A 23,987-nucleotide genomic window follows, 5' to 3' on the forward strand; every position below is an offset into this window, starting at 1 on the left:
CCCTTCCCTTCTTAAAAGTATGTTGTAACTAAAACTCACCCGGTACCGCTATTTATTGTGCAGCTCTGGAAGGCTGCGAACCTGAGCGCGTTGGCATCACGTACAGCACCAGCGCAGGAATTAAGTAGAGGATCCAGACACCCACTTCACTGACGCTCGGTGTTTCCTGATAGCCAAAAATGCCTTCCAGCAGCGTGCCCGTCAGGGAGTGCGTGGTCAGCACGTTACTCAGATCAAACGCCACATCCTGGAAGTGGTTCCACAGTCCAGCCTCGTGAAAGGCGCGAATCGCCCCCGCCGCCAGCCCCGCAGCAACCAGCAAAATAAACAGGCTGGTCCATTTAAAGAATGCGCCAAGGTTGAGGCGAATACCGCCCCAGTAGAGAAGGAAACCCAGTACCACCGCCGTCACCAGCCCGAGAACCGCGCCCACCGGCGGCCAAATCCCCACATCTTGCTGGAATGCCGCCAGCAGAAAGAAGACCGATTCTAGCCCTTCGCGCGCCACGGCGAAGAAGACCATCATGATCAGCGCCCAGCCGTGGTTGTTACGGCTTGCGAGAGCGTTATCCACTGCCTGCTCCAGTTGCACTTTGACGTTACGGGAGACTTTGCGCATCCAGAAGACCATCCACGTCAGGATCACCACGGCTATCACCGCGACAATACCTTCAAATAATTCCTGCTCTTTCTGCGGGAATTCACCGGTGGTTTCGTTAATGATGATGCCGAGCGCCAGACATAGCGCTGCGGCGAGGAATACGCCTATCCACATCACGCCAATCCAGCGTCCGCGCTGGGTGCGCTTGAGATAACTGGCAATCAAACTTACGATCAGTGCCGCTTCGAGACCTTCACGTAACATAATGAGAAATGGAACAAACATCCGGACGCCTCTGCTGTCATCAATGGTCAATTGCTGAAAAGAAAAGTAAATTTCTTTGATAGTGATTATCATTACGGCAAAAGGAAACTCAAGCGAAAAATGATCGGAATAATGAATGGATGTAACCAGACCGCAGGTGAGCAAGGATAGCCACGCAGGTTATGCAGAATCAGCGGTTGCATGGCAAAAAGTTAGCTTACAAATCATTAACTTTTTGTTTACTGAGTATACGGGCTGTGGCTAAATGAGCGCCCCAATTACCTGCACATTTTCCATTATGATCAACTTTCTACATTTTCTGCTGGCGCTGGTCGTCATACTGGCTCTGGCATGGCTTACCAGCTTCGACCGCCGCAACGTTCGCATACGTTTTATTCTGCAACTGGTGATTATTGAGCTGGCGCTGGCATGGTTCTTTTTGCATGCGCAAAGCGGGCTGACCCTGATTAAATATGTCTCTGGCTTTTTTGAAACACTGCTTAAATTCGCAGGCGAAGGGTCCGGATTTGTTTTTGGCGGTATGAGTGAAAAAGGGCTGGCGTTTATTTTCCTTGGCGTCCTGTGCCCTATCATCTTTATTTCCGCATTGATCGGTATTTTGCAACACTGGCGTATTCTGCCGATTTTTATTCGTCTTATCGGCACGCTGCTGTCAAAACTCAACGGCATGGGCAAGCTGGAGTCGTTTAATGCGGTCAGCTCGCTGATCCTTGGCCAGTCGGAAAACTTCATTGCATATAAAGGGATTCTGGCCGACCTCTCCTCACGTCGCCTGTTCACCATGGCAGCAACGGCGATGTCGACGGTATCGCTGTCGATCGTCGGCGCCTACATGACGATGCTGGATGCCAAATATGTGGTGGCGGCGTTAATCCTGAATATGTTCAGCACCTTTATTATCCTGTCGATCATTAATCCAGCGCGCCCGGAAGCCGAGCCGGAAATTAAACTAGAAAAGCTCCATGAATCGCAAAGTTTCTTTGAAATGCTGGGGGAATATATTCTGGCCGGTTTTAAAGTCGCGATGATTATTCTGGCGATGCTGATTGGTTTTATTGCCCTGATTAGCGCGGTCAATGCCCTGTTCTCTGCCCTGTTTGGCATCAGCTTCCAGCAAATTCTTGGCTATGTGTTCTACCCGCTGGCGTGGCTGGTCGGCATTCCGCTTTCGGATGCTCTGCATGCAGGTGGCATTATGGCGACCAAACTGGTGGCGAACGAGTTTGTCGCAATGATCGAACTGCAGAAAGTTGCCGCTGGAATGACGCCGCGTGGGCTTGGGATCCTCTCCGTCTTCCTGGTGTCGTTCGCCAACTTCGCGTCTATCGGTATCGTGGCGGGCGCCATTAAAGGGCTTAACGAGCAGCAAGGGAATGTTGTCTCCCGCTTCGGTTTGCGCCTGGTCTATGGCGCCACGCTGGTGAGTCTGCTTTCTGCCGCCTTTGCAGGCGTCGTATTGTAATAAGTCACGGCGGGCTTCTCACCCGCCGTTTCTTTCATCAGAACTGTACGCAAACCGGCTGATCGACTCGCATCACGGACTCCTGCGCAAAGCGCGATTTATAAATTCCCCGTAACGCTTCGATATTCTTTTCACTCTGAACATCTTTCCCATGGATCAACATCAGCGCTTTGCTCGGCTCGCGAGCCACTTTGCCGTCATTGCCCAGCCACTGTCCGCGCGCATCAAACACCGTCAGGCCATCACGAAAGCGCGGCGTCACGTCCGTGTCGACAAACTGCTGCCACTCCTGGGTGGTGATGTCTTTCCCTGCCGGGCGACTTAAACCGAAGTAGAGCGTGGTTTGTTCCGTCTGGTTGTCCGCTTTGCAGCTCTGGGCGGATATGGTCTGTTTTGTCGGTTGTGCGACGCAGCCTGCCAGTAAACCCGCGAACACCAGTGCAGTGACCCCTGTCTTAATCTTCATTTCGCTATCCTCATTGTTATAAGCACAGAGATAAGAGCGTAAATACCGCGTTTAATCAAGCGACTGGAATATCTTTGCTTATTCATAGGCCATCACAAACTCTGCCGCCGAGTTGGCCGAGCCCGGGCTGATGGTGCCCGTGCGCACATAGCGGGCTTTCATTGGAATGGTGTAACTGCCGCCCGTCGAGGTGTTGTAGCCTGAAAATGCCGTTTTCGTGTTAAACGGCACGGCAGTGATGCCATCGTCATACAGCACCTGCACCCCAACACCGCTGGCTGTTGAACTGCTGTCGAGCGTCAGATACTGATTATTACCGGAGCCCTGCAGCGTTACCCCTGAGGCGGGCTGGAAGGTATAGCTCACCGAGGTCAGGCCAGGGTCACAATTGTTAATTTCAAAATTAAAGGGCACGGGGGCACTGGTTGCCCCCACCGAGGCAAAATCTGAGGCAGCATGATTATTGAGATTAACGTTAATATTTGGGGTGGTGCAGGAGCCGGATTTGAATTTAACGGTTCCACTGATACTCATGGAGCCTGAATATATTCCTCGCGAGTTAGCATCATTTACCCATCCGCTGATATAGGTCCCATTCAGAACCACATCCCCCGTTTGCACCGGATCAATAACATAAAATTGCAGAGTATAATAACTGTCGGTTGATGAAAAATGGTGACAGCCGGGACAATAATAAGGTCCAAAAAATCGGTTAGGGTTTACGCCAACAACTGCCCCATTAGATGCTGTAAGTTTCATCCCGATCCCTGGCACGCCAGTCTTGAATATGCCCGGATATTTCGATTCCTGAAGTCCCGAAATGCCTTGATAAAAATGCCAGGTTGACCCAGTACACGTGTAAGTTCCTATAGTTGAAGCAGATGTGGGTATTAAAGTGATAGCATTCCCTATTGGCGTATTAGGTGCTTGATTTTTCGCTACTGTATAGTTTTGGGTTGCAAACGTCGTATACCTATAGCTGTAGCCATAAGCTGTGCAACTTGCCAGAGCGAGTCTGCTAAACATCATAACCGACAGTACCGCTATTGCCGTCAATAGCACCCTTGCTGATTTCATATGATCTTCCTTGAATTCAAACAAACATTAATTACGATAGCGGGTTTCACGAATATCAAAACCGCCGTTATCATCAATGGTGGAGAAAAAGACTTTCTCTTGAGTTAATTGTCCGGTAGTAGATAGTTTAAATATCACCCGCCCCTTCGCCGGGCACATGCCACTCTGTTTTGTTTTATCCATATCAGAGGGTGGGGTCAGCCGGATATCGTGAAAAGAGATATTAAACGCCGAGGGATTCGTGCATTCGAGTTCACCCCCCTCTTTCCCCGGCAACCGTCGCCATTGCAGCATTGAAACGGCCTGTTGCGGCGAACCCGGTAAATCCTTCGGTCGGTAAAATAATTTCAGCCGCGAACGCACCGGGAACTGTATGACGTTCTGCGTCCCGGCCTTTTTACCCGGAGGCGTCGGGCTGACCTCCAGCACGTTTATCCAGAACACCGACTCCCGGTCACGGGGAATATTGCCGCCGGTAAAATGAATGCGCAGCGACTGCCCCTTTCCTGGATCAACGCGAAAGATGGGCGGTACGATAATAAACGGTGGAGTTACCTCACTGCCTTCGCCTGCGTCCATCCACGCCTGAATAAGACGTGGCGCAGAGGAATCATTTTTAACTCCCAGCGTCGCCTCTTTTTTCCCTTCCAGGTAAATCACCCGGGTGGCGTTAAGCGTAATGCCCGCATAAGCAACGGAAACGGAAGTGAGCAATATGACTGAAAAGCAGACTGCGTGTCTGAACATATTTCCCTCCATGGAAAAACAATATTGCTGACGCGCAGTTATAAAGAAGGGAATTGTCGCTGGGGATATTTTGTATTCGCGAAGGATACCGGATGCAAGGGGCGTATTCCAGGCGTGGGTTTATGATGTCCGCGCCGGATAAGGCAACTGCCTGTTGATATTGCAGGGAGAAACGGGCTTGTGCAGATATGAGCGTGAAAATCCGAAATGTCTTCTGTAACAATTTCATCGCAGCGCCCTCCCCCTTATACAGGGAGAGGGAACGCATCAACACTTACTCAGCCTGTAAACGCGACGGTGGCGCGGAGCGGTAATGGGCATCCGCTTCAGCGAAGCGTTTTTCCATTTCTGCGGACGGCGCTTTACCCAGCAGGCTAAACACCACAATGCCGATGCTGCCAAACACGAAGCCAGGGATAATTTCATACAGCCCCAGCCAGGCAAACTGCTTCCAGACGATAACCGTCACCGCACCGATAACCATCCCGGCCAGCGCACCGTTGCGGGTCATTTTCGACCACATGACCGAGAACAGTACTACCGGACCAAAGGCCGCACCGAAACCGGCCCATGCGTAGCTGACCAGGCCCAGCACGCGGTTGTCCGGGTTCGCCGCCAGCGCAATCGACACCAGCGCCACCAGCAGCACCATCACGCGGCCAACCCAGACCAGCTCAGTCTGCCCCGCGTTTTTACGCAGGAAAGCCTTGTAGAAGTCTTCCGTCAGTGCGCTGGAGCACACCAGCAACTGGCAGCTCAGGGTAGACATGACTGCCGCCAGAATCGCCGACAGCAACACCCCGGCAATCCACGGATTAAACAGGATCTGCGCCAGTTCAATGAACACGCGCTCGGCGTTCTGATTGACCGCGCCAGCCTGCTCAGAGTGGTTATTAAAATAAGCAATCCCAAAGAAGCCCACGGCAACGGCGCCGGCAAGACACAGAACCATCCAGGTCATACTGATACGGCGTGCATGGACGATGCTGTGGTGAGAGTCCGCTGCCATAAAGCGCGCCAGAATATGCGGCTGACCAAAGTATCCCAGCCCCCAGCCCATCAGCGAAATAATGGCGACAAAATTCAGCCCTTTCAGCATGTCGATATTTTCGATGCTTTTCTGTTTGATAACCTCCAGCGAATCCGCAAGGCCGCCAACAGAGAGGATCACAATCACCGGGGTCAGGATCAGGGCGAAAATCATCAGACTCGCCTGTACGGTATCGGTCCAGCTTACCGCCAGGAAACCGCCAATAAAGGTATAGAGGATGGTTGCTGCAGCACCCGCCCACAGCGCATGTTCGTATGTCATGCCAAAGGTACTTTCAAACAGACGCGCGCCCGCCACGATGCCGGAAGCACAGTAAATAGTGAAGAACAGCAGAATGACCACCGCCGAGATAATACGCAGCAGGCGGCTTTTATCTTCAAAACGACCAGTAAAATAATCCGGCAGCGTCAGGGCATTATTATTGACTTCGGTATGCACGCGCAGACGGCCTGCCACCAGCTTCCAGTTAACCCACGCACCGAGCGTCAGGCCAATGGCAATCCAGCTTTCAGAAATGCCGGAGATGAAAATGGCGCCAGGCAGCCCCATCAGCAACCAGCCGCTCATGTCCGATGCCCCTGCCGATAACGCCGTCACTAACGGCCCCAGACTGCGACCGCCTAAAATATAGTCATCAAAGTTTTTCGTCGAACGCCAGGCAAAGAACCCGATGAGAATCATGCCAAAGATATAAATGAGAAAAGTCACCAGCAGCGGTGTGCTAATTGCCATCAATAAAAGTCTCCAGGATTTTACCCGTTATCTACACCACCGGAACGGGGTAGCGATGTGATTGTTGTTATGAAGCGACCGTATCCTGCCGGAAGCCCCGGTTATTCACAAATGATTTAACACAGCATTTACATTAATTTCATCCCGAAACCGTCACAATTTTCTACCAGGTTGCACCATGTCACACTTTTGATGGTTGCACCTTAAAAAAGTGTTATCTACCGCAAACTAACTCGTCTTTAACAGTAATCCAGCATGCAAATTTCGGTCACATACAATTAACTTATCGTTCAATATTCACCTTGTTAACCCTGTCACATTTAACAAGGTTGCACAAAGTTGCAACATGACGGATAGTCTGCTCACAACAAAAATTGCAGGAGAAAAACATGGGTACCACCACCATGGGCGTTAAACTTGATGATGCGACGCGTGAGCGACTGAAAGCCGCTGCTGCATCAATTGACCGCACACCACACTGGCTGATTAAGCAGGCTATTTTTAGCTATCTGGAAAAACTCGAAAATAACGAAATGATTCCTGAGCTGCCTGCAACCCATGCTGGTCAGTACACCGAAAGCGACGAGGTTGATAGCAACGCTGATGAGAGCGCTCAGCCCTTCCTCGAATTCGCCGAGAATATTTTGCCGCAGTCGGTTTCACGTGCTGCGATCACCGCCGCCTGGCGTCGCCCGGAAACCGATGCGGTTCCCATGCTGCTTGAACAGGCGCGTCTTCCTCAGCCGATCGCAGAAAATACCCAGCAGTTAGCCAGCCAACTGGCGGCGAAGCTGCGTAACCAAAAGACCGCCTCGGGCCGGGCGGGTATGGTACAGAGTTTGCTGCAAGAATTTTCACTTTCTTCGCAAGAAGGGGTGGCACTGATGTGCCTGGCAGAAGCGCTGTTGCGCATTCCCGATAAGGCCACCCGCGATGCGCTTATCCGCGACAAAATCAGCAACGGTAACTGGCAGTCGCATATTGGCCGCAGCGCCTCGCTGTTTGTCAATGCCGCCACCTGGGGCCTGCTTTTTACCGGAAAGCTGGTCTCAACCCATAACGAAGCCAGCCTGTCGCATTCGCTGAACCGCATTATCGGCAAAAGCGGCGAGCCGCTGATCCGCAAAGGTGTGGACATGGCAATGCGTCTGATGGGCGAGCAGTTCGTCACCGGGGAAACCATTGCCGAAGCGCTGGCTAACGCCCGCAAACTGGAAGAAAAAGGGTTCCGCTACTCCTACGATATGCTGGGCGAGGCCGCGCTGACGGCCGCCGATGCAGAAGCCTATATGGTCTCTTACCAGCAGGCGATCCACGCCATTGGCAAAGCCTCTAATGGCCGCGGCATTTATGAGGGGCCGGGGATCTCCATTAAGCTCTCTGCCCTGCACCCGCGCTACAACCGCGCCCAGTACGACAGAATGATGGATGAGCTCTACCCGCGCCTGAAATCGCTGGCGCTGTTGGCCTGCCAGTATGATATCGGCATCAATATCGACGCCGAAGAGGCCGACCGGCTGGAGATCTCCCTCGATCTGCTGGAAAAACTCTGTTTCGAACCGGAACTCGCAGGCTGGAATGGCATCGGTTTTGTGATTCAGGCCTACCAGAAACGGTGTCCGTTCGTCATCGATTACCTGACAGATCTGGCATCGCGTAGCCGCCGTCGCCTGATGATTCGTCTGGTGAAAGGCGCATACTGGGATAGTGAGATCAAACGCGCGCAAATGGAAGGACTGGAGGGCTATCCGGTTTATACGCGCAAAGTCTACACCGACGTCTCGTATCTGGCCTGCGCGAAAAAATTACTCGCCGTACCGAATTTGATCTATCCGCAATTCGCCACCCACAACGCCCACACCCTGGCCGCCATCTATCAGCTCGCGGGTCAGAACTACTATCCAGGCCAATATGAGTTCCAGTGTCTGCACGGCATGGGCGAACCGCTCTACGAGCAAGTGGTAGGCAAAATCTCTGACGGCAAACTGAACCGCCCGTGCCGCATCTATGCCCCGGTGGGCACACACGAAACGCTGCTGGCTTATCTGGTACGCCGCCTGCTGGAGAACGGGGCCAATACCTCCTTTGTTAACCGCATTGCCGATACCTCGCTGCCGCTGGACGAACTGGTGGCCGACCCGGTACTGGCGGTAGAGAAACTGGCGACGCAAGAAGGCCATGTTGGCCTGCCGCATCCGAAAATCCCGCTGCCGCGCTGGCTCTACGGTCAGGGTCGCATCAACTCGGCAGGCCTGGATCTGGCCAATGAACATCGACTGGCCTCCCTCTCCTCTTCCCTGCTGAACAGCACCACGCAGAAATGGCAGGCCAGACCGCTGCTGGAAACCCCGGTAGCGGAGGGTGAAATGGAAGCCGTAGTGAACCCGGCAGAGCCGAAAGATATTGTCGGCTATGTCCGTGAAGCCACCGGCAGTGAAGTGGCGCGCGCGCTGGAAAGCGCGGTGAATAACGCGCCCATCTGGTTTGCTACCCCGCCTCAGGAACGCGCGGCTATCCTGGAGCGTGCAGCGGTGCTGATGGAAGATCAGATGCAAGCGCTGCTCGGCATTCTGGTACGCGAAGCGGGAAAAACGTTCAGTAATGCGATTGCCGAAGTCCGCGAGGCGGTTGATTTCCTGCGCTATTACGCAGGCCAGGTTCGGGAAGATTTCGCCAACGAAACCCACCGTCCGCTGGGTCCAGTAGTCTGTATCAGCCCGTGGAACTTTCCGCTGGCTATTTTCACCGGGCAAATCGCTGCCGCGCTGGCGGCCGGTAACACCGTGCTGGCAAAACCGGCAGAACAGACGCCGCTGATTGCCGCACAGGGCGTCGCTATTCTGCGTGAAGCGGGCGTGCCGCCGGGCGTGCTGCAACTGCTGCCAGGCCGTGGCGAAACCGTAGGCGCGCAACTGACGGCGGATAACCGCGTGCGCGGCGTGATGTTCACCGGCTCAACCGAAGTGGCCAGTCTGTTGCAGCGCAACATTGCGACACGGCTGGATGCACAAGGGCGCCCGACGCCGCTTATCGCCGAAACGGGTGGGCTTAATGCGATGATTGTCGACTCGTCGGCGCTGACCGAGCAAGTGGTGGTCGATGTGCTCGCCTCGGCCTTTGATAGTGCCGGACAGCGCTGCTCGGCACTGCGCCTACTCTGCCTGCAGGAAGAGATCGCCGAACATACGCTCACCATGCTGCGCGGCGCGATGGCGGAATGTCGAATGGGCAATCCGGGACGCCTGACAACGGATATCGGCCCGGTCATTGACCGCGAAGCCAAAGAGAATATCGAGAAGCATATTCAGGCGATGCGCGAGAAAGGCCGCCCGGTATTCCAGACGGCCCATGAAAATACTCTGGATGCCCGTGAATGGCGAAGCGGTACCTTTGTGATGCCAACGCTGATTGAGCTTGAGAGCGTTGACGAACTGAAAACCGAGGTCTTTGGTCCGGTGCTGCATGTGGTGCGCTACCGCCGCAGCGATCTCGACAAACTGGTGGGCCAGATTAATGCCGCAGGATATGGCCTGACGCTGGGTGTTCACACCCGTATTGATGAGACCATCGCCCAGGTCACCGGTAGCGCGCACGTCGGAAATCTGTATGTCAACCGTAATATGGTCGGCGCGGTCGTGGGCGTGCAGCCCTTTGGCGGCGAAGGCCTTTCAGGCACCGGGCCAAAAGCTGGCGGGCCGCTGTACCTGTATCGCCTGCTCGCCAGCCGCCCGGAAACGGCCATCAGGCAGACACTGTCACGTCATGATGCCCGCTTCCCGCTTGATGCGCAGCTTAAACCGACCCTGATCCAACCGCTGGATGCGCTGACACAATGGGCCGAAGATAAACCTGCGTTGCAGGCGATTTGCCGGCAGTTTGGCGAACTGGCCCAGACCGGGATCCAGCGCGTCTTACCCGGTCCTACCGGCGAACGCAATACCTGGACATTATTGCCTCGCGAGTCGGTTCTCTGCATGGCCGATAACCCGGAGGATAGCCTGACTCAGCTTGCGGCGGCGCTCGCCAGCGGCTGCCGGGTGCTGTGGTCGGATGACGAACTCCACCGCACCCTGCATGACGCATTGCCGGAGATAGTCCGCGCAAGGATTACGCTGGCCGCGGTCGATGGCCTGCTTTCGCAGCCGTTTGACGCAGTTATCTATCACGGCGATTCCGATCAGCTACGCGAACTGTGTGGACATATCGCCACGCGCGATGGCGCCATTATCTCGGTGCAGGGCTTCGCCCGCGGTGAGAGCAATATTTTGCTGGAGCGTTTATGGCTGGAGCGTTCGCTGAGCGTTAACACCGCGGCCGCCGGCGGGAATGCCAGCCTGATGACCATCGGCTGAGGATGGAAAATTTCCCGGTAATGTACTTTATACCGGGGCTACAATTCAGCGCGATGCCGTAGTACCGTATGCCGGATACGCACAATGCTATCCGGCATTTTTTTATACGGAGAAAATATGAAACGTTTATTGATTGCAGGGGTGGTTTTGCTGGTCAGCGCCAGCGCACTGGCGGAGGACTGCGACAATGCCACCTCGCAGACAGAAATGAACATGTGTAGCGCCGGTCAATACCAGACGGCGGACAAAAAGCTCAACCAGACCTGGCAGACGGCACTGAAACGCGCTGCGCCGCAACAGCGTGAGTTACTTAAAAAAGCGCAGAAAAACTGGATTGCCGTGCGCGATGCCGACTGCGCGTTTATCGGCTCCGGCGCCGAAGAAGGCAGCGCACAGCCCATGGTCATCAACCAGTGCCTGACCGATAAAACCAACGAACGCGAAGCCTGGCTTTCGTCTCTGCTACAGTGCGGCGAGGGCGACCTGAGCTGCCCTTTCCCGCCCGCCAACTAACGCACGCGGATGCCTTCGGTCACCATCCGCTGCACGTTTTCTACCGTGCGCTGAAAAAAGGCCTCATCCTGTAGCGTTGTGCCGGTCACCGCCTCTACCTGCGTGGCGAAATCGGCATAATGCTGGGTTGAGGCCCAAATCATAAAGATCAGATGATGCGGGTCGATCGGCGCCAGCTTGCCGCTGGCTACCCAGCCGGCAATGATCGCCGATTTCTCCTCCACCAGCGCTTTCAGCGAACCTTCCAACTCTTCTTTCAGCACCGGCGCGCCTTGCAGCATCTCCATGCAGAACAGACGTGACGCCTGGGGATTGTCACGCGAGACTTCAAGCTTTAAGCGAATGTACTCCTGAATCGCCACCAGCGGGGTAAGGTCTTCGCGAAACGCTTTTAACGGCGCCAGCCAGATAGCGAGAATGTGGCGCAACACGGCAAGGTAGAGCGCTTCTTTTGACGGGTAATAGTAGAGAAGATTGGTTTTTGACACCCCCGCCCGCTCCGCCACCTTCTCAATGCGCGTGCCGTGAATGCCATACAGGGAAAAGGTCTCGAGCGCCGCAGCCAGAATGGCCTCTTTTTTCTCGTTCACCGCCCGGGTCCGTTTGCCCGTTTTTTTCGCCGTATCCTGCGCCATGCTTTTCTCCTTACTGATTTTTCTCAGCATATCAAATGGCGCGAGCCGACTCGACCCCTGCACAGCCATGGCGCAAGTGCGCCTGTTTTTTGTGCACCGTTTTTGACCATTTAGTCCACTTTTTTAATCTGCATTTCATCAACTTTTGTTTAACACACTAATAACAATGCAATTTTCAAACCTGGCATTCCCTTTGCTAAATCGTTGATGCGAGGCTCACAGGAGAGTGCAGGATGCAATGCCACGCCCGACGTTCAACCGACAACGCGAGGTACGAGATGAAAATTGGTGTTTTCGTTCCGATTGGCAACAACGGCTGGCTGATTTCCACCCATGCGCCGCAATACAAACCGACCTTTGAACTCAATAAGGCGATTGTGCAAAAGGCCGAGCATTATCACTTCGACTTTGCTCTGTCGATGATCAAGCTGCGTGGTTTTGGCGGCAAAACAGAATTCTGGGATCACAATCTGGAGTCCTTCACCCTGATGGCCGGACTGGCTGCGGTGACATCACGGATTCAGATCTACGCCACTGCCGCCACCTTAACGCTGCCGCCCGCCATTGTGGCGCGCATGGCCTCCACCATCGACTCTATTTCAGGCGGTCGTTTCGGCGTCAACCTGGTCACAGGCTGGCAAAAGCCAGAGTATGACCAGATGGGCATCTGGCCCGGCGATGAGTACTTCGCTCGCCGTTATGACTACCTGACCGAGTATGTCCAGGTCCTGCGGGATTTGTGGGGCACCGGGAAAAGTGATTTCAAAGGTGAGTTTTTCACCATGAATGACTGTCGCGTCAGCCCGCAGCCGTCGCAGCCGATGAAAGTGATTTGCGCGGGGCAAAGCGATGCCGGGATGGCATTTTCAGCGCAATACGCTGATTACAACTTCTGCTTCGGCAAAGGGGTTAATACCCCAACGGCATTTGCGCCTACCGCAGAGCGGATGCGCGAAGCGGCACAAAAGACCGGGCGTGAGGTGGGCTCATACGTGCTGTTTATGGTCATCGCAGACGAAACTGACGAAGCCGCACGCGCCAAATGGGAACACTACAAGGCAGGCGCGGATGATGAAGCCCTGGCGTGGCTGACCGAGCAAAGTCAGAAAGACACCCGCTCGGGCAGCGATACGAACGTGCGCCAGATGGCCGACCCCACCTCCGCCGTCAATATCAATATGGGGACGCTGGTCGGCTCCTATGCCACCGTCGCGCGTCTGCTTGATGAGGTCGCTACCGTTCCTGGCACCGACGGCGTGCTGCTGACATTTGATGATTTCCTGACTGGCATCGAAGCCTTCGGTGAGCGCATCCAGCCACTGATGAACTGCCGCAGCCAGATCCCTGCCCCCACTCGTGAGGTCGCCTGATGATTACGCTTAATGCCCGCCCCGATTCGCTACATTTCGACCCGGCGCAGAGCGCGCTGATTGTGGTGGATATGCAAAATGCCTATGCCACGAAAGGGGGGTATCTCGACCTCGCAGGGTTTGATGTTTCCGCCACCGCGCCGGTGATTGAGAAGATTAAGACCGCCGTTGCCGCCGCGCGCGACGCGGGCATGCTCATTATCTGGTTCCAGAATGGCTGGGATGAGCAGTATGTGGAAGCCGGTGGGCCAGGTTCACCGAACTGGCACAAATCCAATGCGCTCAAAACCATGCGCAAGCGTCCTGAGTTACAGGGAAAACTACTGGCGAAAGGCGGCTGGGATTATCAGTTGGTGGATGAACTGATACCGCAAGAAGGCGATATTGTGCTGCCAAAGCCCCGCTACAGCGGCTTTTTTAATACCCCACTGGACAGCATCTTGCGCAGCCGTGGCATTCGTCATCTGGTGTTTACCGGGATCGCCACCAATGTTTGCGTCGAATCGACGCTGCGCGATGGCTTTTTCCTTGAGTATTTCGGCGTCGTGCTGGAAGACGCCACCCATCAGGCTGGCCCGGCCTTCGCCCAACAGGCCGCGCTTTTTAACATCGAAACGTTCTTTGGCTGGGTCAGCGATGTCGGGACATTCTGCAATGCCCTTTCCCCTCAGCCTCGGGTCAAAATTGCTTAAGGAGAACACCATGCCAAAACAGGTCATTATTCCTCCCGGAACCACCACCCCGATCGCACCGTTTGTGCCCGGTACGCTGGCAGATGGTGTGGTCTACGTCTCCGGGACGCTGCCGTTTGATAAGCAAAACAATGTGGTTTACCCCGGCGACCCAAAGGCGCAAACCCGTCACGTGCTGGAGACGATTCGTACCGTTATCGAAACGGCGGGCGGCTCGATGGAGGACGTGACGTTCAACAGTATTTTTATCACCGACTGGAAAAATTACGCCGCGATTAACGAAGTCTATGCAGAATTCTTCCCCGGCGATAAGCCCGCCCGTTTTTGTATCCAGTGCGGGTTGGTTAAGCCGGAGGCACTGGTCGAAATCGCCACCGTCGCGCATATCGCAAAGTGAGGCAGGCATGAAATTGATCCTCAGTGACCCGCCCTTTGCGGGTGCCCCCGTGGTGGTGTTAATTGCCGGCCTGGGCGGCAATGGCAGCTACTGGCTGGCGCAAATGGCGGCCCTGCAAAACCGCTTTCAGGTGGTCAGCTACGATCAAAGTGGCACCGGCAATAACCCGGCGACACTGCCGGACGGCTACAGTATGGCGGATATGGCCGCAGAGCTGCTAAGCGCACTGCAAGAGGCGGGCATCAACCGTTTTTGTGTGATTGGCCACGCGCTGGGGGCGTTAGTGGGGTTGCAACTGGCGCAGGATTACCCCCGCAGCATCAGCGCACTGGTACTGGTCAACGGCTGGCTGCAACTGAGCGATCATACCCGCCGCTGTTTTCACGTCCGCGAGCGCTTATTACAGTCAGGCGGCGCACAGGCGTGGATTGAAGCGCAGCCGCTGTTTCTTTACCCCGCCGACTGGCTGGAGGAGCACGCTCCGCGCGTGGAGGCGGAGGAAGCCCTCGCGCTGGCCCATTTTCAGGGAGAGCACAACCTGCGCCGCCGCCTTAACGCATTGAAACGCGCCGATTTTAGCGCCACGGCAGCGCAGATCCGCTGCCCTGCATTGATTATCTGTTCACGGGACGATCTGCTGGTGCCCTGGACCTGTTCACAAACGCTGCACGACGCGTTACCCCACAGTGAGATTCGACTGATGGAACGTGGCGGACACGCCTGCAATGTCACCGACAGTGACGCCTTTAATACCCTGTTACTCAGCGGGCTGGAAACCTTACTGCCCATTGCCGAAAAGGAGTTGTTATGAGTGAAGCCGTGAGCCAGAGCGCGCTGAATACCCTGTTTTATGACGCCCGCACCCACAACGGCTGGCAGGAGAGACCGGTAAGCGATGCAACACTCGCCGAGATTTATGAACTGGTCAAAATGGGACCGACGTCGGCTAACTGTAGCCCGGCACGTTTTGTATTTATCCGCAGCGAAGAAGGCAAAGAGCGGCTGCGTCCGGCATTATCGAGTGGCAATCTCGCTAAAACCCTCAGCGCTCCGGTGACGGCCATTGTCGCCTGGGACGCTGAATTCTATGAGCGGCTGCCGGAACTCTTCCCCCACGGTGATGCGCGAAGCTGGTTTACCTCAAGCCCGGAACTGGCAGAAGAGACCGCGTTTCGTAACAGCAGCATGCAGGCAGCTTACCTTATTGCCGCCTGCCGGGCGTTGGGGCTGGATACCGGGCCGATGTCCGGCTTCGACCGTGCGCTGGTGGATAAGACATTTTTCAGCGATACCCCCTGGCGCAGTAATTTGCTGGTCAATATTGGCTATGGCGATCCCGGCAAACTGTTTGGCCGCCTGCCGCGACTGGCGTTCAACGACGCTTGCCAGCTTATTTGAGAGGTGATGATGGCGATTAATCAACAGACATTCCGCGACGCCATGGCTTGTGTAGGGGCAGCGGTCAATATTATCACCACCGACGGCGACGCAGGCCAGGCGGGGTTTACAGCCAGCGCCGTGTGCAGCGTGACCGATTCACCGCCCACGCTTCTGGTCTGCCTCAATCGTGCAGCATCGGTCTGGCCGGTGTTTAATCAGAACCGGGCGCTGTGCGTGAATACGCTGGCAGCGGGCCAGGAGTCGCTGTCGAACTTATTTGGCGGTAAAACGGCGATGGCGGAGCGCTTTGCCGCCGCGCGATGGCAAACCGGTGAAACGGGATGCCCACGCCTGGAAGGGGCGCTGGCCTCCTTCGATTGCCACATTACGCAAGTGGTGAGTGTAGGAACGCACGATATCCTGTTTTGTGAGATTCAGGCTATCGTCCACCACCCTGCTCCGGAAGGCCTGGTATGGTTTAATCGTCATTACCACACGCTGATGCGCCCTGCCTGCTGATCAGGACTCCGCTTCAGCCGACGTTTCCGGCGCTTTAATCGGCGCCGTTTTCTTTTTTAATTTCAGCTCGCTGACCAGCACACCGATGACAATAAACACGCCGCCAAGAATCGCCAGCAGCGGCAAGCGTTCTCCGGCCATGCGGCCAAAAATACCTGCCCACACCGGTTCCCCGGTGTAGATAACCGTGGCGCGGGTTGGCGAGACGCTGCGCTGCGCCCAGTTCATGGTGACCTGAATAATCGCGCTGAAAATGCCCAGCCCCGCCGCCAGTCCCAGTAGCGGCACAGAGATCTCAGGAAGGGATTCTCCGGCAGGCGCCATTGCCGCGAACGCCACCAGCGAAGCGGTCAGCAGCTGCACAACCGTCACGCGGCGCACATCTACCTTACCGGCCCAGGCGCTGATTAAAATGATCTCAGCGGCAATCGCCACCGCGCCCACCAGCGTAATGATTTCGCCTTTCCCCAGTGCCAACATATTGCCATCCGGCCCGGCCAGTAAAATCAGTCCAATAAACGCGAGCAAAATGCCAGCGCAGGACATCAGACCCGGAATCCGTCCCAGGCATAGCCACTGCAACAGCGGTACCAGCGGGACATACATGGCGGTAATAAAAGCCGATTTACTGCTGGGAATAGACTGTAATCCCCAGGTTTGCAGGCTGTAACCCAACGCAATCGCCACACCGATGGCAACACCGGCTTTAACCTCAAGCCAGGTGATGCCTTTCAGGACATTAAAGGAGAGTAACCCCACCGCCAGCGCAGCTGTCGCGAAACGCAGGCCGACAAAAAAGAACGGGCCGCTCATGGTGACCGCATATTGCACGGCCAGGAATGTCCCGCCCCAGAACATGGTGATGAGGATCAGGAGTGCTTCCTGAGGCTTAACGGAGAACTGAAATCGCGAAGTACGCATGTTGCAAACCGGTTAACGGAAACCGCCTAGTTTGCGACCTGCGGCACATTTCTTCAACTCAAAAAAAACCGCCGGGCAAAACCCGGCGGCGAGCAGACGGTGACGGTATAATCATTAACCGTGACCACAACACTTACACCCTAGCTGCTGCGGCTACCGTGACTGCTTTTGCCCCCTTTCTTACCAGCTTCCGAGGCACGTTGTGGGTCATTTTTAAAATTACCCCCACTATGCTGGCCACCTTTACGACCTGCTTCTGATGCTCTTTCACGGTCTTCAGCGAAATTACCTGAACCACCACGATGGTTTGCCATTTCTGACCTCCGGTTTTGTGAAACATTAGACATCATACTGCATTCAGTAAAAGAGGATTCTTTCACCGCGCGGCGACACCGATGTACCGATGTCTTCGCCACGTGAAACTAAGCTTAGTAGAATAAGGTTGATCAGCCAGTGAATCGTAATATTCTGCAACAGGAAATCAGGCAAATTGTTGAATTTTTCAGCGGAAAAATGTTAAGCCGCTCTTATGCTTTAAAAAACGGCTCCGTTTGAAATGTATCAAATTGCAACAGACAAAATCAGCGCCATGAATAAGATATTAATCAATGGAATACAGAGCCAGCGCTTGTCCGCCCTGTTGTCATCCGCATCTGTGAAACACAACGACTCACCGTCCGATAACATCCCGGCACAGGGTGATTTCAACATGCTCACCCCCTCTGTACGACAAAAAACAAACGGAGTGTCGGATATCTGGTCGTCATCATAAGGGGCATTTTGGCGTGTTATTTAATTGCTCAGTGCTTGCGGAAATGGAGGCCGCAAGCGCTTATCGCAAAGCCGCCAGTCAACTTGTTATCAATCAAGGAAATGTCGTTCAAATTTGCACTCTGCCCGCGAGGGCATACGCTTAAGTGGACGCGGCAAAATGCCGCCTGATAACGTCAAAACGAGGAGTGATGAAAATGGCTAAAGTACTGGTGCTTTATTATTCCATGTATGGACACATCGAAACCATGGCCCATGCAATAGCAGAAGGCGCAGAGAAAGTGTCAGGCGCAGAGGTGGTTATCAAGCGTGTGCCCGAAACGATGTCAGCCGAACTGTTTTTGAAAGCCGGCGGCAAAACCCAGAACGCGCCAGTCGCCACGCCCCAGGAGCTGGCTGAGTACGATGCCATCATTTTTGGTACCCCTACCCGCTTTGGCAATATGTCCGGCCAGATGCGTACCTTCCTTGACCAGACTGGCGGGCTGTGGGCCTCCGGTGCACTTTACGGCAAATTGGCCAGCGTCTTTAGCTCTACGGGAACCGGCGGTGGCCAGGAGCACACCATTTCATCCACATGGACTACCCTTGCGCATCATGGCATGGTCATTGTGCCCATCGGTTACGCTGCGCAAGAGCTGTTTGACGTTTCTCAGGTACGCGGCGGCACTCCCTACGGCGCAACGACCATCGCCGGAGGCGACGGTTCGCGTCAGCCAAGCCCCGAAGAACTGGCGATTGCCCGCTACCAGGGTGAATACGTTGCCGGTCTGGCAGTCAAACTGAACGGCTAAGCTTCCAAAGGAGGAGATGAATGCCTAATCAAGAAACTAAAGCCCACCACGTTGGGGAATGGGCCAGCTTACGCAACACCTCACCGGAAATTGCAGAAGCGATCTTCGAGGTTGCAGGTTATGACGAGGCGCTGGCGGAAAAAATTTGGGAGGAAGGCAGCGACGAGGTACTGATTCGTGCCTTCGAAAAAACCGACAAAGATTCGCTCTTCTGGGGTGAACAAACGATTGAGCGGCAAAACGTTTGATAAGAACCTTCCCCCGCCTGCGCGGGGGATTTTTTTATTTCGCCGCAGCGTTCACCACCGCATTGAATTTCTCCAGCGGACAAAAACCCTCTTTATCAATCGGACACGCTTTCAGCGCCAGCGTCACACGTTGCGCCGGGGCTTTCAGGGTCAGTACGTCCGCATTACGCAACTGGATGCTGCTCTGGTAGATATACTCAATTTTCATCAGTTCGCGCTTGCGCTGGCTGTCATACCAGCGCTGGAAGACAATCTTGCCCCCAATAGGGGTGCGCTCATACTGGTCATGAAGCTGATACGGCGCAAAATCAAGCGCGGTCAGTAACGATGCAATGTTGGAATCATGACCCACCAGCAGTGTCACTTTCGGCGTGTTTGCTGCGTCGGTTACCAGCGCTTTATCGATATATTTCACCAGGGGTTTCGCCACATTACGCGCCACATCAGGTGACGTGAACAGGGCATCCTGATAGCTATTTTTGATCTTCGAGAGCAAACGCCATTGCTGCGCGGTAGTGATCTCCCCCCACGCAACCTGATCCAACGGGAAGCCTTCGTAATACTGTAATGTGAAGGCATCCACCAGGGAATTGCCGATTTTCAGCGGTCCGGAAACACCGGGCTCCTGTTGTACAGGCGCACTAAAGGTATCACTGGCCGTCGTCAGTGAGCAGACCTGCTTCTCTTTACAAGAAGGTGACTGGTCATAGCGGACGATTTTTTCCAGTAATTGATAGCTTTCACCCAGCGAATCCTGCTGATGCCGGGCCTCCATCGCTTTAATTGCCTTCTCGCTAAACTCGGCGGATCCATCGGTGATAACCGGATTAAATGTCGGGTCCATTACCCCCATTTTATCCTGATGATGCACGGGAATATCACACCCCGGAAACGCGCCGGTGATAAAGAACTGCGCGGTCGCGACCGTACGTTGCAGACTGTTGGCATAAGCATAAACGGTGCCCGGCGCCGGGCATTCTCCTGAGGTGACCAGTTTCTGCTCCGCCAGCCACTCACGCATATAGTGGCCCATATACACCTCAAGCACCCCACCTTTAGTGGTTAATTGCCCACCTGGCACTTCCCATTCCGGCCATGTGTTGGGGGTGGATTGTTCCAGTACGCTACCATTGTTTGCCAGCGGTGCTCGTAAGTTATGACGGCTCATAATCAGCACTTGTTCAAGCTGATAGCCTTGCGGCACGGTCTCTGCCATCGCGGCCGTGGTGAACGGTAGCATTGCAGCAAACGTGAGTGTCCATAGTGACTGCTTCATCGTGACTTCCTCATCCTGATGTTGGTGAAGTGAAAGTGTGACACATTTGTGACGCTTTGCAGTGAATTACGGCACAGAAGTGACCTGTCGCAACATCGCTTTCCCACACGCTTATGTAGTTTTATAATAAAACCATTAACCGGAGAGTGATGATGAAACGTACCCGTCTTGAAGCCAGCACCTGTCCCGTTGCCCGTTCACTGGATGTGATTGGCGACTGGTGGTCTTTACTTATCGTGCGTGATGCGCTGCGCGGCGTGACGCGTTTCGGTGAATTTCAAAAAAGTCTGGGTATCGCCAAAAATATGCTCACCGCGCGCCTGAAATTGCTGGTCGATGAGGATATCCTGCAATTGCAACCTGCCTCTGATGGTAGCGCCTGGCAGGAATACGTGCTGACGGCGAAAGGCCGCACTCTGCAAACCGTGCTGGTTGCCCTGTCACAATGGGGCAACGACCATCTTTTTGCCGAGGGTGAGCATGGCACCGTGCTGGTTGATGCCCGTTCACGCCAGCCATTGCAAAAATTACAACTACTGGCAGAAGATGGCCGCGTCCTGCAACCCGATGAGATTGCTCCCCGCTATCCTGATAAATCAAAAAGTTAACATCGTATATCCCCGAATCGCACATTTTGCCCTCTAAAATGGTTGCATTATAAAACCAAATATTTCATGCTGAATTTGGTTTCATTATAAAACCTTTTATCTCCCTTTCGTTTTGATGAGGTATGACAATGACTACGCAACGCATTACCGCGCTTATCACTGGCGCATCATCCGGCATTGGTGCGGTTTATGCCGACCGACTGGCGGCGCGCAATTACGATCTGGTACTGGTCGCACGACGCGCTGACCGCTTACAGGCCCTCTCCGGTGCGCTGGAAAAACGCTACGGCGTCAGCGTGACAACATTGGTTGCCGACCTCAGCAAAACAGACGGTATTGCGCGTGTAGAAGATGCGTTACGACAAAACAGCGCCATCGAACTGCTGGTAAATAATGCCGGCGCCGCCAACCTCGCCCCGTTTCTTGCTTCGGATGCCGACTCGCATGAGGCGCTCAATACTCTCAACACCACGGCGTTGATGCGCCTTACGCTGGCAGTCCTGCCGCGCTTTGTTGAACAAAATCGAGGAACCATCATCAATATTGCTTCCGTACTGGCGTTTCACGCCCGGGCTGGGAGCGCCGTTTACAGCGCGACCAAAGCCTGGGTACTGAATTTCACCCGAGGCTTACAGGAAGAACTGGCGGAAAGTGCGGTACGTATTCAGGCGGTGTTACCTGCCGCGACGGCGACAGAAATCTGGGGGCATTCCGGCGTAACGCTGGACTCACTGCCAGCCGGTTCGGTAATGACTACTGAAAATCTGGTGGATGCGGCGCTGGCTGGTCTGGACCAGGGAGAGTTGGTAACTATTCCACCGGTGGAAGATCTTAACCTGTGGCAGCGCTGGGAAGAGGCGCGTCTGACGCTGTTTAACGCGTCACGTAACGGGACACCGGCCTCTCGTTACCCTCTGGCCTGAAAGTGACGTCCGGTTTGCCCGTTGAAACCTCCCCTGGCGAACCCTCGCCCCATGACGCAGTTACTTGACGCCGTTGTACCCGCCGTATCCGGCTATACCATCGACAGGTGCTGTTGGTGGCTGGCAGCAACGGCAGTTTGTAAGCCTGAGCAAAGCGGAACGTGTTCCGCTTTGCATCAAAAAAGCAGCGGCAGGAATACGTTAACGCCTGCGGCGACCCCGACGAACAGCGCGGCCCATACCGCGGACGAAAGCAGGCAGATGCTATAGACCTTACCCGGACTCAGGCGCAGCATTCCTGCTGCAAGCGGAACGAGATAGCGCAGCAAAGCGATAAAACGGGAAGTAAACAGCACCACAGCGGCATTGCGCTGCAATTTACTGCGAATACGTAGCAGAGTTTCCTCATGCCGGGATGTTAAGCGATGAAAACGAGCGCTATGGGTCATCAGTAAGCCCAGATGGTAGCTCAGCACCGAACCGAGCGTCGCCCCAATAGTCACTGCCAGCCACGCGCTAACCGGCGGCAGGCTTAACTGACTTGCAGAGAGCGCCGCGACTAACATCACCGACGCCGGAGGAAGTACGGTGGAAATGAGCACCGTGGATTTGATAAATGCCACCATAAACAGCAATGCAAACATCTGCACCGGGTGTGATGCAAAATGGGCAAGCAGGCTGTTCAACCACTCCATATACACTCCGGCATCCGTTAGCATTTCGGGCATTCCTTTTAACGACGGGAATTATTTCTGACGAAAATACACAATAAAGGTATTCCCGCTCAAATGTATCGAAGATAAAGACAGGCTGGCAGAAATGGAATCGTGACAGTCTAAGGCGCGCAGTTCAGACGCGGCAGGCACGCCTGAACCGTTTTGCCTGGCATGTTGATGCCCGATGATGCCTTAATCAGACGCGCTGGCTGCGCAACATGGTGCAGAAAGGACAATTACAGCCGCTTACGGGGGTCGCCGCGCAACTGCCTGGCTGGCTAAAACCAGACACTCCTTGCGTGCTGATGGCCTGATCATAGATAGCGAACTCTGCCCCACGGATCTGCTGACGGGAAAATTCAGCGGGGTCTTTATCTTTCGCCTGAAACGCCATGGCGCTACCAGAAACAACCGACAACGAAATAGCTAAGATCTGACTGATTTTCATGGGGTAATGCCCTCAAAAGGAAGACGTCGTTATGATAAGTCGCTACAGGTCGGCAGTCCGCTACCGCCAGGGAATGTTATAAAATAACATTCCACAGCGCAATGCAACGTCAACAGCGTGACGAAATTTGAGGGCCTATCGCTTATTCGTCAAACCTGTTGTTTATCGCCATAGCGATAAACAACGGCGCTCTATCCCGCAAGGCACAGTGAAGACATACGACGGCTATTGAGCCTTATGCGTAATCCACTTCCGGTTAAAAGCCGTAGCGGAACCAGGCGAAAAGTACATTGCCATTATTATACGTACCGGGAATATAGGTTAATTGCACGCTGGCCTGTTTATAGCTTGCAGAAAGCAGCGGCAGCACGACGGGTAAAGGAACATAATTGGCGAAATCTTGTCGCGCGGTCACCGCCGCCGTCAAACCCAGCCCCAAACGAAAATCACGGTTTTGATCCAGATACCAGCCCTTCTCCCAGCCATAGCCGATAATAGGCTCCCAGTTGTTGTGTGAGTCCTTAAAGACCATGGCATACAGCGAACTCCAGTTTCCGTCGGCGTTATAGCGCGAAACACCAAAACCGCCGCCCCAGGGTCTCTCGTTATAGCGGTCCGTTTTCTCTTTGTCGTAGGTGAAACGGTTATGCCAGGTGAGAAAGGGTAAATAGAGATCGTAATTCTGTGGCTGCTCCCAGGTGTCTGTTACATCCTGTTTAAACCAGTCCCACCATTCCGCTATCCGTTGTTCGCCATATATGGCCGCGTTTACATAAGTCGGGTCGAAAGCGGCCCACACCACAGCCCAACACACAATGAATAGCCTTAACATCAAACACCTCGTAATACATTTATCATTCTGAAACAAACATCATTGTCTACTTTCAGTGAGTCATTTTATGGGGATAAACCCTACATTTCACACATTAAACAGAACATAAATTTTAGGTATTTTCCGGGAAACTGAACGCGCTTAATAAGCGTAGTGATCTTTTGCCAAACG

25 protein-coding genes are annotated in these 23,987 nt (G+C 54.3%); 13 read left to right on the plus strand and 12 right to left on the minus strand.

The window, feature by feature from the left end; genetic code table 11:
- Window positions 1-52 precede the first annotated feature (52 nt).
- Window positions 53-886 (minus strand): iron uptake transporter permease EfeU, encoded by an 834-nt coding sequence (gene efeU / locus L2097_RS10400; protein ID WP_085005994.1) that lies wholly within the window; start codon window positions 884-886, stop codon window positions 53-55.
- 277 nt (window positions 887-1,163) lie between these two features.
- On the opposite strand from efeU, the gene L2097_RS10405 reads away from it, so the two are divergent.
- The gene (locus L2097_RS10405) at window positions 1,164-2,348 is read left to right on the plus strand and encodes a NupC/NupG family nucleoside CNT transporter (RefSeq protein WP_250353158.1); all 1,185 of its coding nucleotides are present in this window, start codon (window positions 1,164-1,166) and stop codon (window positions 2,346-2,348) included.
- Between the two features lie 37 nt (window positions 2,349-2,385).
- On the opposite strand, the gene L2097_RS10410 is transcribed toward L2097_RS10405, so the two are convergent.
- The 4 genes from L2097_RS10410 to putP form a co-directional block, all read right to left on the minus strand.
- Window positions 2,386-2,814: a DUF3574 domain-containing protein gene (locus L2097_RS10410; protein WP_250352790.1), complete on the minus strand. Its 429-nt coding sequence runs from the start codon at window positions 2,812-2,814 to the stop codon at window positions 2,386-2,388.
- Between the two features lie 78 nt (window positions 2,815-2,892).
- Window positions 2,893-3,891: a fimbrial protein gene (locus L2097_RS10415; protein ID WP_250352791.1), complete on the minus strand. Its 999-nt coding sequence runs from the start codon at window positions 3,889-3,891 to the stop codon at window positions 2,893-2,895.
- A gap of 27 nt (window positions 3,892-3,918) precedes the next feature.
- Window positions 3,919-4,638: a fimbrial biogenesis chaperone gene (locus tag L2097_RS10420; RefSeq protein WP_047370964.1), complete on the minus strand. Its 720-nt coding sequence runs from the start codon at window positions 4,636-4,638 to the stop codon at window positions 3,919-3,921.
- Between the two features lie 274 nt (window positions 4,639-4,912).
- A complete protein-coding gene (gene putP / locus L2097_RS10425) occupies window positions 4,913-6,421 on the minus strand; it encodes a sodium/proline symporter PutP (RefSeq protein ID WP_250352792.1) in 1,509 nt (502 codons plus the stop codon).
- Window positions 6,422-6,810: 389 nt separating this feature from the next.
- Here putP and putA point away from each other — a divergent pair, with 389 nt between their 5' ends.
- Together putA and L2097_RS10435 are read left to right on the plus strand one after the other, a co-directional pair.
- A complete protein-coding gene (putA, locus tag L2097_RS10430) occupies window positions 6,811-10,773 on the plus strand; it encodes a trifunctional transcriptional regulator/proline dehydrogenase/L-glutamate gamma-semialdehyde dehydrogenase (protein WP_250352793.1) in 3,963 nt (1,320 codons plus the stop codon).
- Window positions 10,774-10,890: 117 nt separating this feature from the next.
- On the plus strand, window positions 10,891-11,286 hold the full coding sequence (locus L2097_RS10435; protein WP_250352794.1) for a lysozyme inhibitor LprI family protein: 396 nt from the start codon (window positions 10,891-10,893) through the stop codon (window positions 11,284-11,286).
- Here L2097_RS10435 and rutR read toward each other — a convergent pair.
- Window positions 11,283-11,921, minus strand: coding sequence for an HTH-type transcriptional regulator RutR (gene rutR, locus L2097_RS10440; RefSeq protein ID WP_047370968.1), 639 nt, complete (start codon window positions 11,919-11,921; stop codon window positions 11,283-11,285). The two genes, L2097_RS10435 and rutR, sit on opposite strands and share 4 nt — an antisense overlap.
- A gap of 278 nt (window positions 11,922-12,199) precedes the next feature.
- Here rutR and rutA point away from each other — a divergent pair, with 278 nt between their 5' ends.
- From rutA to rutF, 6 genes are read left to right on the plus strand one after another with little or no spacing between them, the layout of a single operon-like run.
- Entirely contained in the window at window positions 12,200-13,291 is a 1,092-nt protein-coding gene (gene rutA, locus L2097_RS10445; protein ID WP_047370969.1) for a pyrimidine utilization protein A, read from the plus strand.
- Window positions 13,291-13,983, plus strand: coding sequence for a pyrimidine utilization protein B (gene rutB / locus L2097_RS10450; protein ID WP_047370970.1), 693 nt, complete (start codon window positions 13,291-13,293; stop codon window positions 13,981-13,983). The genes rutA and rutB overlap by 1 nt, the downstream gene beginning before the upstream one ends.
- A gap of 10 nt (window positions 13,984-13,993) precedes the next feature.
- Complete coding sequence (gene rutC / locus L2097_RS10455) at window positions 13,994-14,380, plus strand: pyrimidine utilization protein C (RefSeq protein WP_039078653.1); 387 nt, start codon at window positions 13,994-13,996, stop codon at window positions 14,378-14,380.
- Between the two features lie 7 nt (window positions 14,381-14,387).
- On the plus strand, window positions 14,388-15,191 hold the full coding sequence (rutD, locus tag L2097_RS10460) for a pyrimidine utilization protein D (protein ID WP_047370971.1): 804 nt from the start codon (window positions 14,388-14,390) through the stop codon (window positions 15,189-15,191).
- Window positions 15,188-15,778 carry a malonic semialdehyde reductase gene (locus L2097_RS10465; protein WP_047370972.1) on the plus strand — a complete coding sequence of 197 codons (591 nt, stop codon included), beginning with the start codon at window positions 15,188-15,190 and terminating at the stop codon, window positions 15,776-15,778. Before rutD ends, L2097_RS10465 begins: the two co-directional genes overlap by 4 nt.
- A gap of 6 nt (window positions 15,779-15,784) precedes the next feature.
- Complete coding sequence (rutF, locus tag L2097_RS10470; RefSeq protein ID WP_047370973.1) at window positions 15,785-16,279, plus strand: NADH-dependent FMN reductase RutF; 495 nt, start codon at window positions 15,785-15,787, stop codon at window positions 16,277-16,279.
- Here the strand turns inward: rutF and L2097_RS10475 are convergent, their stop codons facing one another.
- Window positions 16,280-17,200 (minus strand): DMT family transporter, encoded by a 921-nt coding sequence (locus tag L2097_RS10475; RefSeq protein WP_250352795.1) that lies wholly within the window; start codon window positions 17,198-17,200, stop codon window positions 16,280-16,282.
- A gap of 140 nt (window positions 17,201-17,340) precedes the next feature.
- Complete coding sequence (locus tag L2097_RS10480; protein WP_071845896.1) at window positions 17,341-17,514, minus strand: con-10 family general stress protein; 174 nt, start codon at window positions 17,512-17,514, stop codon at window positions 17,341-17,343.
- A gap of 654 nt (window positions 17,515-18,168) precedes the next feature.
- Between L2097_RS10480 and wrbA the strand changes: the two genes are divergently transcribed.
- Together wrbA and L2097_RS10490 are read left to right on the plus strand one after the other, a co-directional pair.
- Complete coding sequence (gene wrbA / locus L2097_RS10485; protein ID WP_085006074.1) at window positions 18,169-18,765, plus strand: NAD(P)H:quinone oxidoreductase; 597 nt, start codon at window positions 18,169-18,171, stop codon at window positions 18,763-18,765.
- A 20-nt stretch (window positions 18,766-18,785) separates the two neighbouring features.
- A complete protein-coding gene (locus L2097_RS10490) occupies window positions 18,786-19,013 on the plus strand; it encodes a YccJ family protein (protein ID WP_085006073.1) in 228 nt (75 codons plus the stop codon).
- Window positions 19,014-19,047: 34 nt separating this feature from the next.
- Here L2097_RS10490 and agp read toward each other — a convergent pair whose 3' ends face one another.
- Window positions 19,048-20,289, minus strand: a complete 1,242-nt coding sequence (agp, locus tag L2097_RS10495; RefSeq protein WP_284453929.1) for a bifunctional glucose-1-phosphatase/inositol phosphatase — start codon at window positions 20,287-20,289, stop codon at window positions 19,048-19,050.
- A gap of 152 nt (window positions 20,290-20,441) precedes the next feature.
- Here agp and L2097_RS10500 point away from each other — a divergent pair, with 152 nt between their 5' ends.
- Window positions 20,442-20,897 carry a winged helix-turn-helix transcriptional regulator gene (locus L2097_RS10500; RefSeq protein ID WP_085006071.1) on the plus strand — a complete coding sequence of 152 codons (456 nt, stop codon included), beginning with the start codon at window positions 20,442-20,444 and terminating at the stop codon, window positions 20,895-20,897.
- Window positions 20,898-21,025: 128 nt separating this feature from the next.
- Window positions 21,026-21,820 carry an SDR family NAD(P)-dependent oxidoreductase gene (locus L2097_RS10505; protein ID WP_250352796.1) on the plus strand — a complete coding sequence of 265 codons (795 nt, stop codon included), beginning with the start codon at window positions 21,026-21,028 and terminating at the stop codon, window positions 21,818-21,820.
- 176 nt (window positions 21,821-21,996) lie between these two features.
- On the opposite strand, the gene L2097_RS10510 is transcribed toward L2097_RS10505, so the two are convergent.
- The 3 genes from L2097_RS10510 to pagP form a co-directional block, all read right to left on the minus strand.
- Window positions 21,997-22,515: a DedA family protein gene (locus tag L2097_RS10510; protein WP_250352797.1), complete on the minus strand. Its 519-nt coding sequence runs from the start codon at window positions 22,513-22,515 to the stop codon at window positions 21,997-21,999.
- A gap of 217 nt (window positions 22,516-22,732) precedes the next feature.
- Entirely contained in the window at window positions 22,733-22,984 is a 252-nt protein-coding gene (locus tag L2097_RS10515; RefSeq protein WP_085006069.1) for a hypothetical protein, read from the minus strand.
- 256 nt (window positions 22,985-23,240) lie between these two features.
- Window positions 23,241-23,816, minus strand: coding sequence for a lipid IV(A) palmitoyltransferase PagP (gene pagP / locus L2097_RS10520; RefSeq protein ID WP_502799298.1), 576 nt, complete (start codon window positions 23,814-23,816; stop codon window positions 23,241-23,243).
- Window positions 23,817-23,987 lie beyond the last annotated feature (171 nt).

Origin of the sequence: Citrobacter sp. MNAZ 1397 (assembly GCF_023613995.1) — a bacterium.
GTDB lineage: Bacteria > Pseudomonadota > Gammaproteobacteria > Enterobacterales > Enterobacteriaceae > Phytobacter > Phytobacter ursingii.

What these genes read in the sequence shown, in the direction of transcription:
- efeU (WP_085005994.1), bottom strand. Translation starts at nt 886, where the DNA reads ATGTTTGTTCCATTTCTCATTATGTTACGTGAAGGTCTCGAAGCGGCA.
- L2097_RS10405 (WP_250353158.1), top strand. Translation starts at nt 1,164, where the DNA reads ATGATCAACTTTCTACATTTTCTGCTGGCGCTGGTCGTCATACTGGCT.
- L2097_RS10410 (WP_250352790.1), bottom strand. Translation starts at nt 2,814, where the DNA reads ATGAAGATTAAGACAGGGGTCACTGCACTGGTGTTCGCGGGTTTACTG.
- L2097_RS10415 (WP_250352791.1), bottom strand. Translation starts at nt 3,891, where the DNA reads ATGAAATCAGCAAGGGTGCTATTGACGGCAATAGCGGTACTGTCGGTT.
- L2097_RS10420 (WP_047370964.1), bottom strand. Translation starts at nt 4,638, where the DNA reads ATGTTCAGACACGCAGTCTGCTTTTCAGTCATATTGCTCACTTCCGTT.
- putP (WP_250352792.1), bottom strand. Translation starts at nt 6,421, where the DNA reads ATGGCAATTAGCACACCGCTGCTGGTGACTTTTCTCATTTATATCTTT.
- putA (WP_250352793.1), top strand. Translation starts at nt 6,811, where the DNA reads ATGGGTACCACCACCATGGGCGTTAAACTTGATGATGCGACGCGTGAG.
- L2097_RS10435 (WP_250352794.1), top strand. Translation starts at nt 10,891, where the DNA reads ATGAAACGTTTATTGATTGCAGGGGTGGTTTTGCTGGTCAGCGCCAGC.
- rutR (WP_047370968.1), bottom strand. Translation starts at nt 11,921, where the DNA reads ATGGCGCAGGATACGGCGAAAAAAACGGGCAAACGGACCCGGGCGGTG.
- rutA (WP_047370969.1), top strand. Translation starts at nt 12,200, where the DNA reads ATGAAAATTGGTGTTTTCGTTCCGATTGGCAACAACGGCTGGCTGATT.
- rutB (WP_047370970.1), top strand. Translation starts at nt 13,291, where the DNA reads ATGATTACGCTTAATGCCCGCCCCGATTCGCTACATTTCGACCCGGCG.
- rutC (WP_039078653.1), top strand. Translation starts at nt 13,994, where the DNA reads ATGCCAAAACAGGTCATTATTCCTCCCGGAACCACCACCCCGATCGCA.
- rutD (WP_047370971.1), top strand. Translation starts at nt 14,388, where the DNA reads ATGAAATTGATCCTCAGTGACCCGCCCTTTGCGGGTGCCCCCGTGGTG.
- L2097_RS10465 (WP_047370972.1), top strand. Translation starts at nt 15,188, where the DNA reads ATGAGTGAAGCCGTGAGCCAGAGCGCGCTGAATACCCTGTTTTATGAC.
- rutF (WP_047370973.1), top strand. Translation starts at nt 15,785, where the DNA reads ATGATGGCGATTAATCAACAGACATTCCGCGACGCCATGGCTTGTGTA.
- L2097_RS10475 (WP_250352795.1), bottom strand. Translation starts at nt 17,200, where the DNA reads ATGCGTACTTCGCGATTTCAGTTCTCCGTTAAGCCTCAGGAAGCACTC.
- L2097_RS10480 (WP_071845896.1), bottom strand. Translation starts at nt 17,514, where the DNA reads ATGGCAAACCATCGTGGTGGTTCAGGTAATTTCGCTGAAGACCGTGAA.
- wrbA (WP_085006074.1), top strand. Translation starts at nt 18,169, where the DNA reads ATGGCTAAAGTACTGGTGCTTTATTATTCCATGTATGGACACATCGAA.
- L2097_RS10490 (WP_085006073.1), top strand. Translation starts at nt 18,786, where the DNA reads ATGCCTAATCAAGAAACTAAAGCCCACCACGTTGGGGAATGGGCCAGC.
- agp (WP_284453929.1), bottom strand. Translation starts at nt 20,289, where the DNA reads ATGAAGCAGTCACTATGGACACTCACGTTTGCTGCAATGCTACCGTTC.
- L2097_RS10500 (WP_085006071.1), top strand. Translation starts at nt 20,442, where the DNA reads ATGAAACGTACCCGTCTTGAAGCCAGCACCTGTCCCGTTGCCCGTTCA.
- L2097_RS10505 (WP_250352796.1), top strand. Translation starts at nt 21,026, where the DNA reads ATGACTACGCAACGCATTACCGCGCTTATCACTGGCGCATCATCCGGC.
- L2097_RS10510 (WP_250352797.1), bottom strand. Translation starts at nt 22,515, where the DNA reads ATGGAGTGGTTGAACAGCCTGCTTGCCCATTTTGCATCACACCCGGTG.
- L2097_RS10515 (WP_085006069.1), bottom strand. Translation starts at nt 22,984, where the DNA reads ATGAAAATCAGTCAGATCTTAGCTATTTCGTTGTCGGTTGTTTCTGGT.
- pagP (WP_502799298.1), bottom strand. Translation starts at nt 23,816, where the DNA reads ATGTTAAGGCTATTCATTGTGTGTTGGGCTGTGGTGTGGGCCGCTTTC.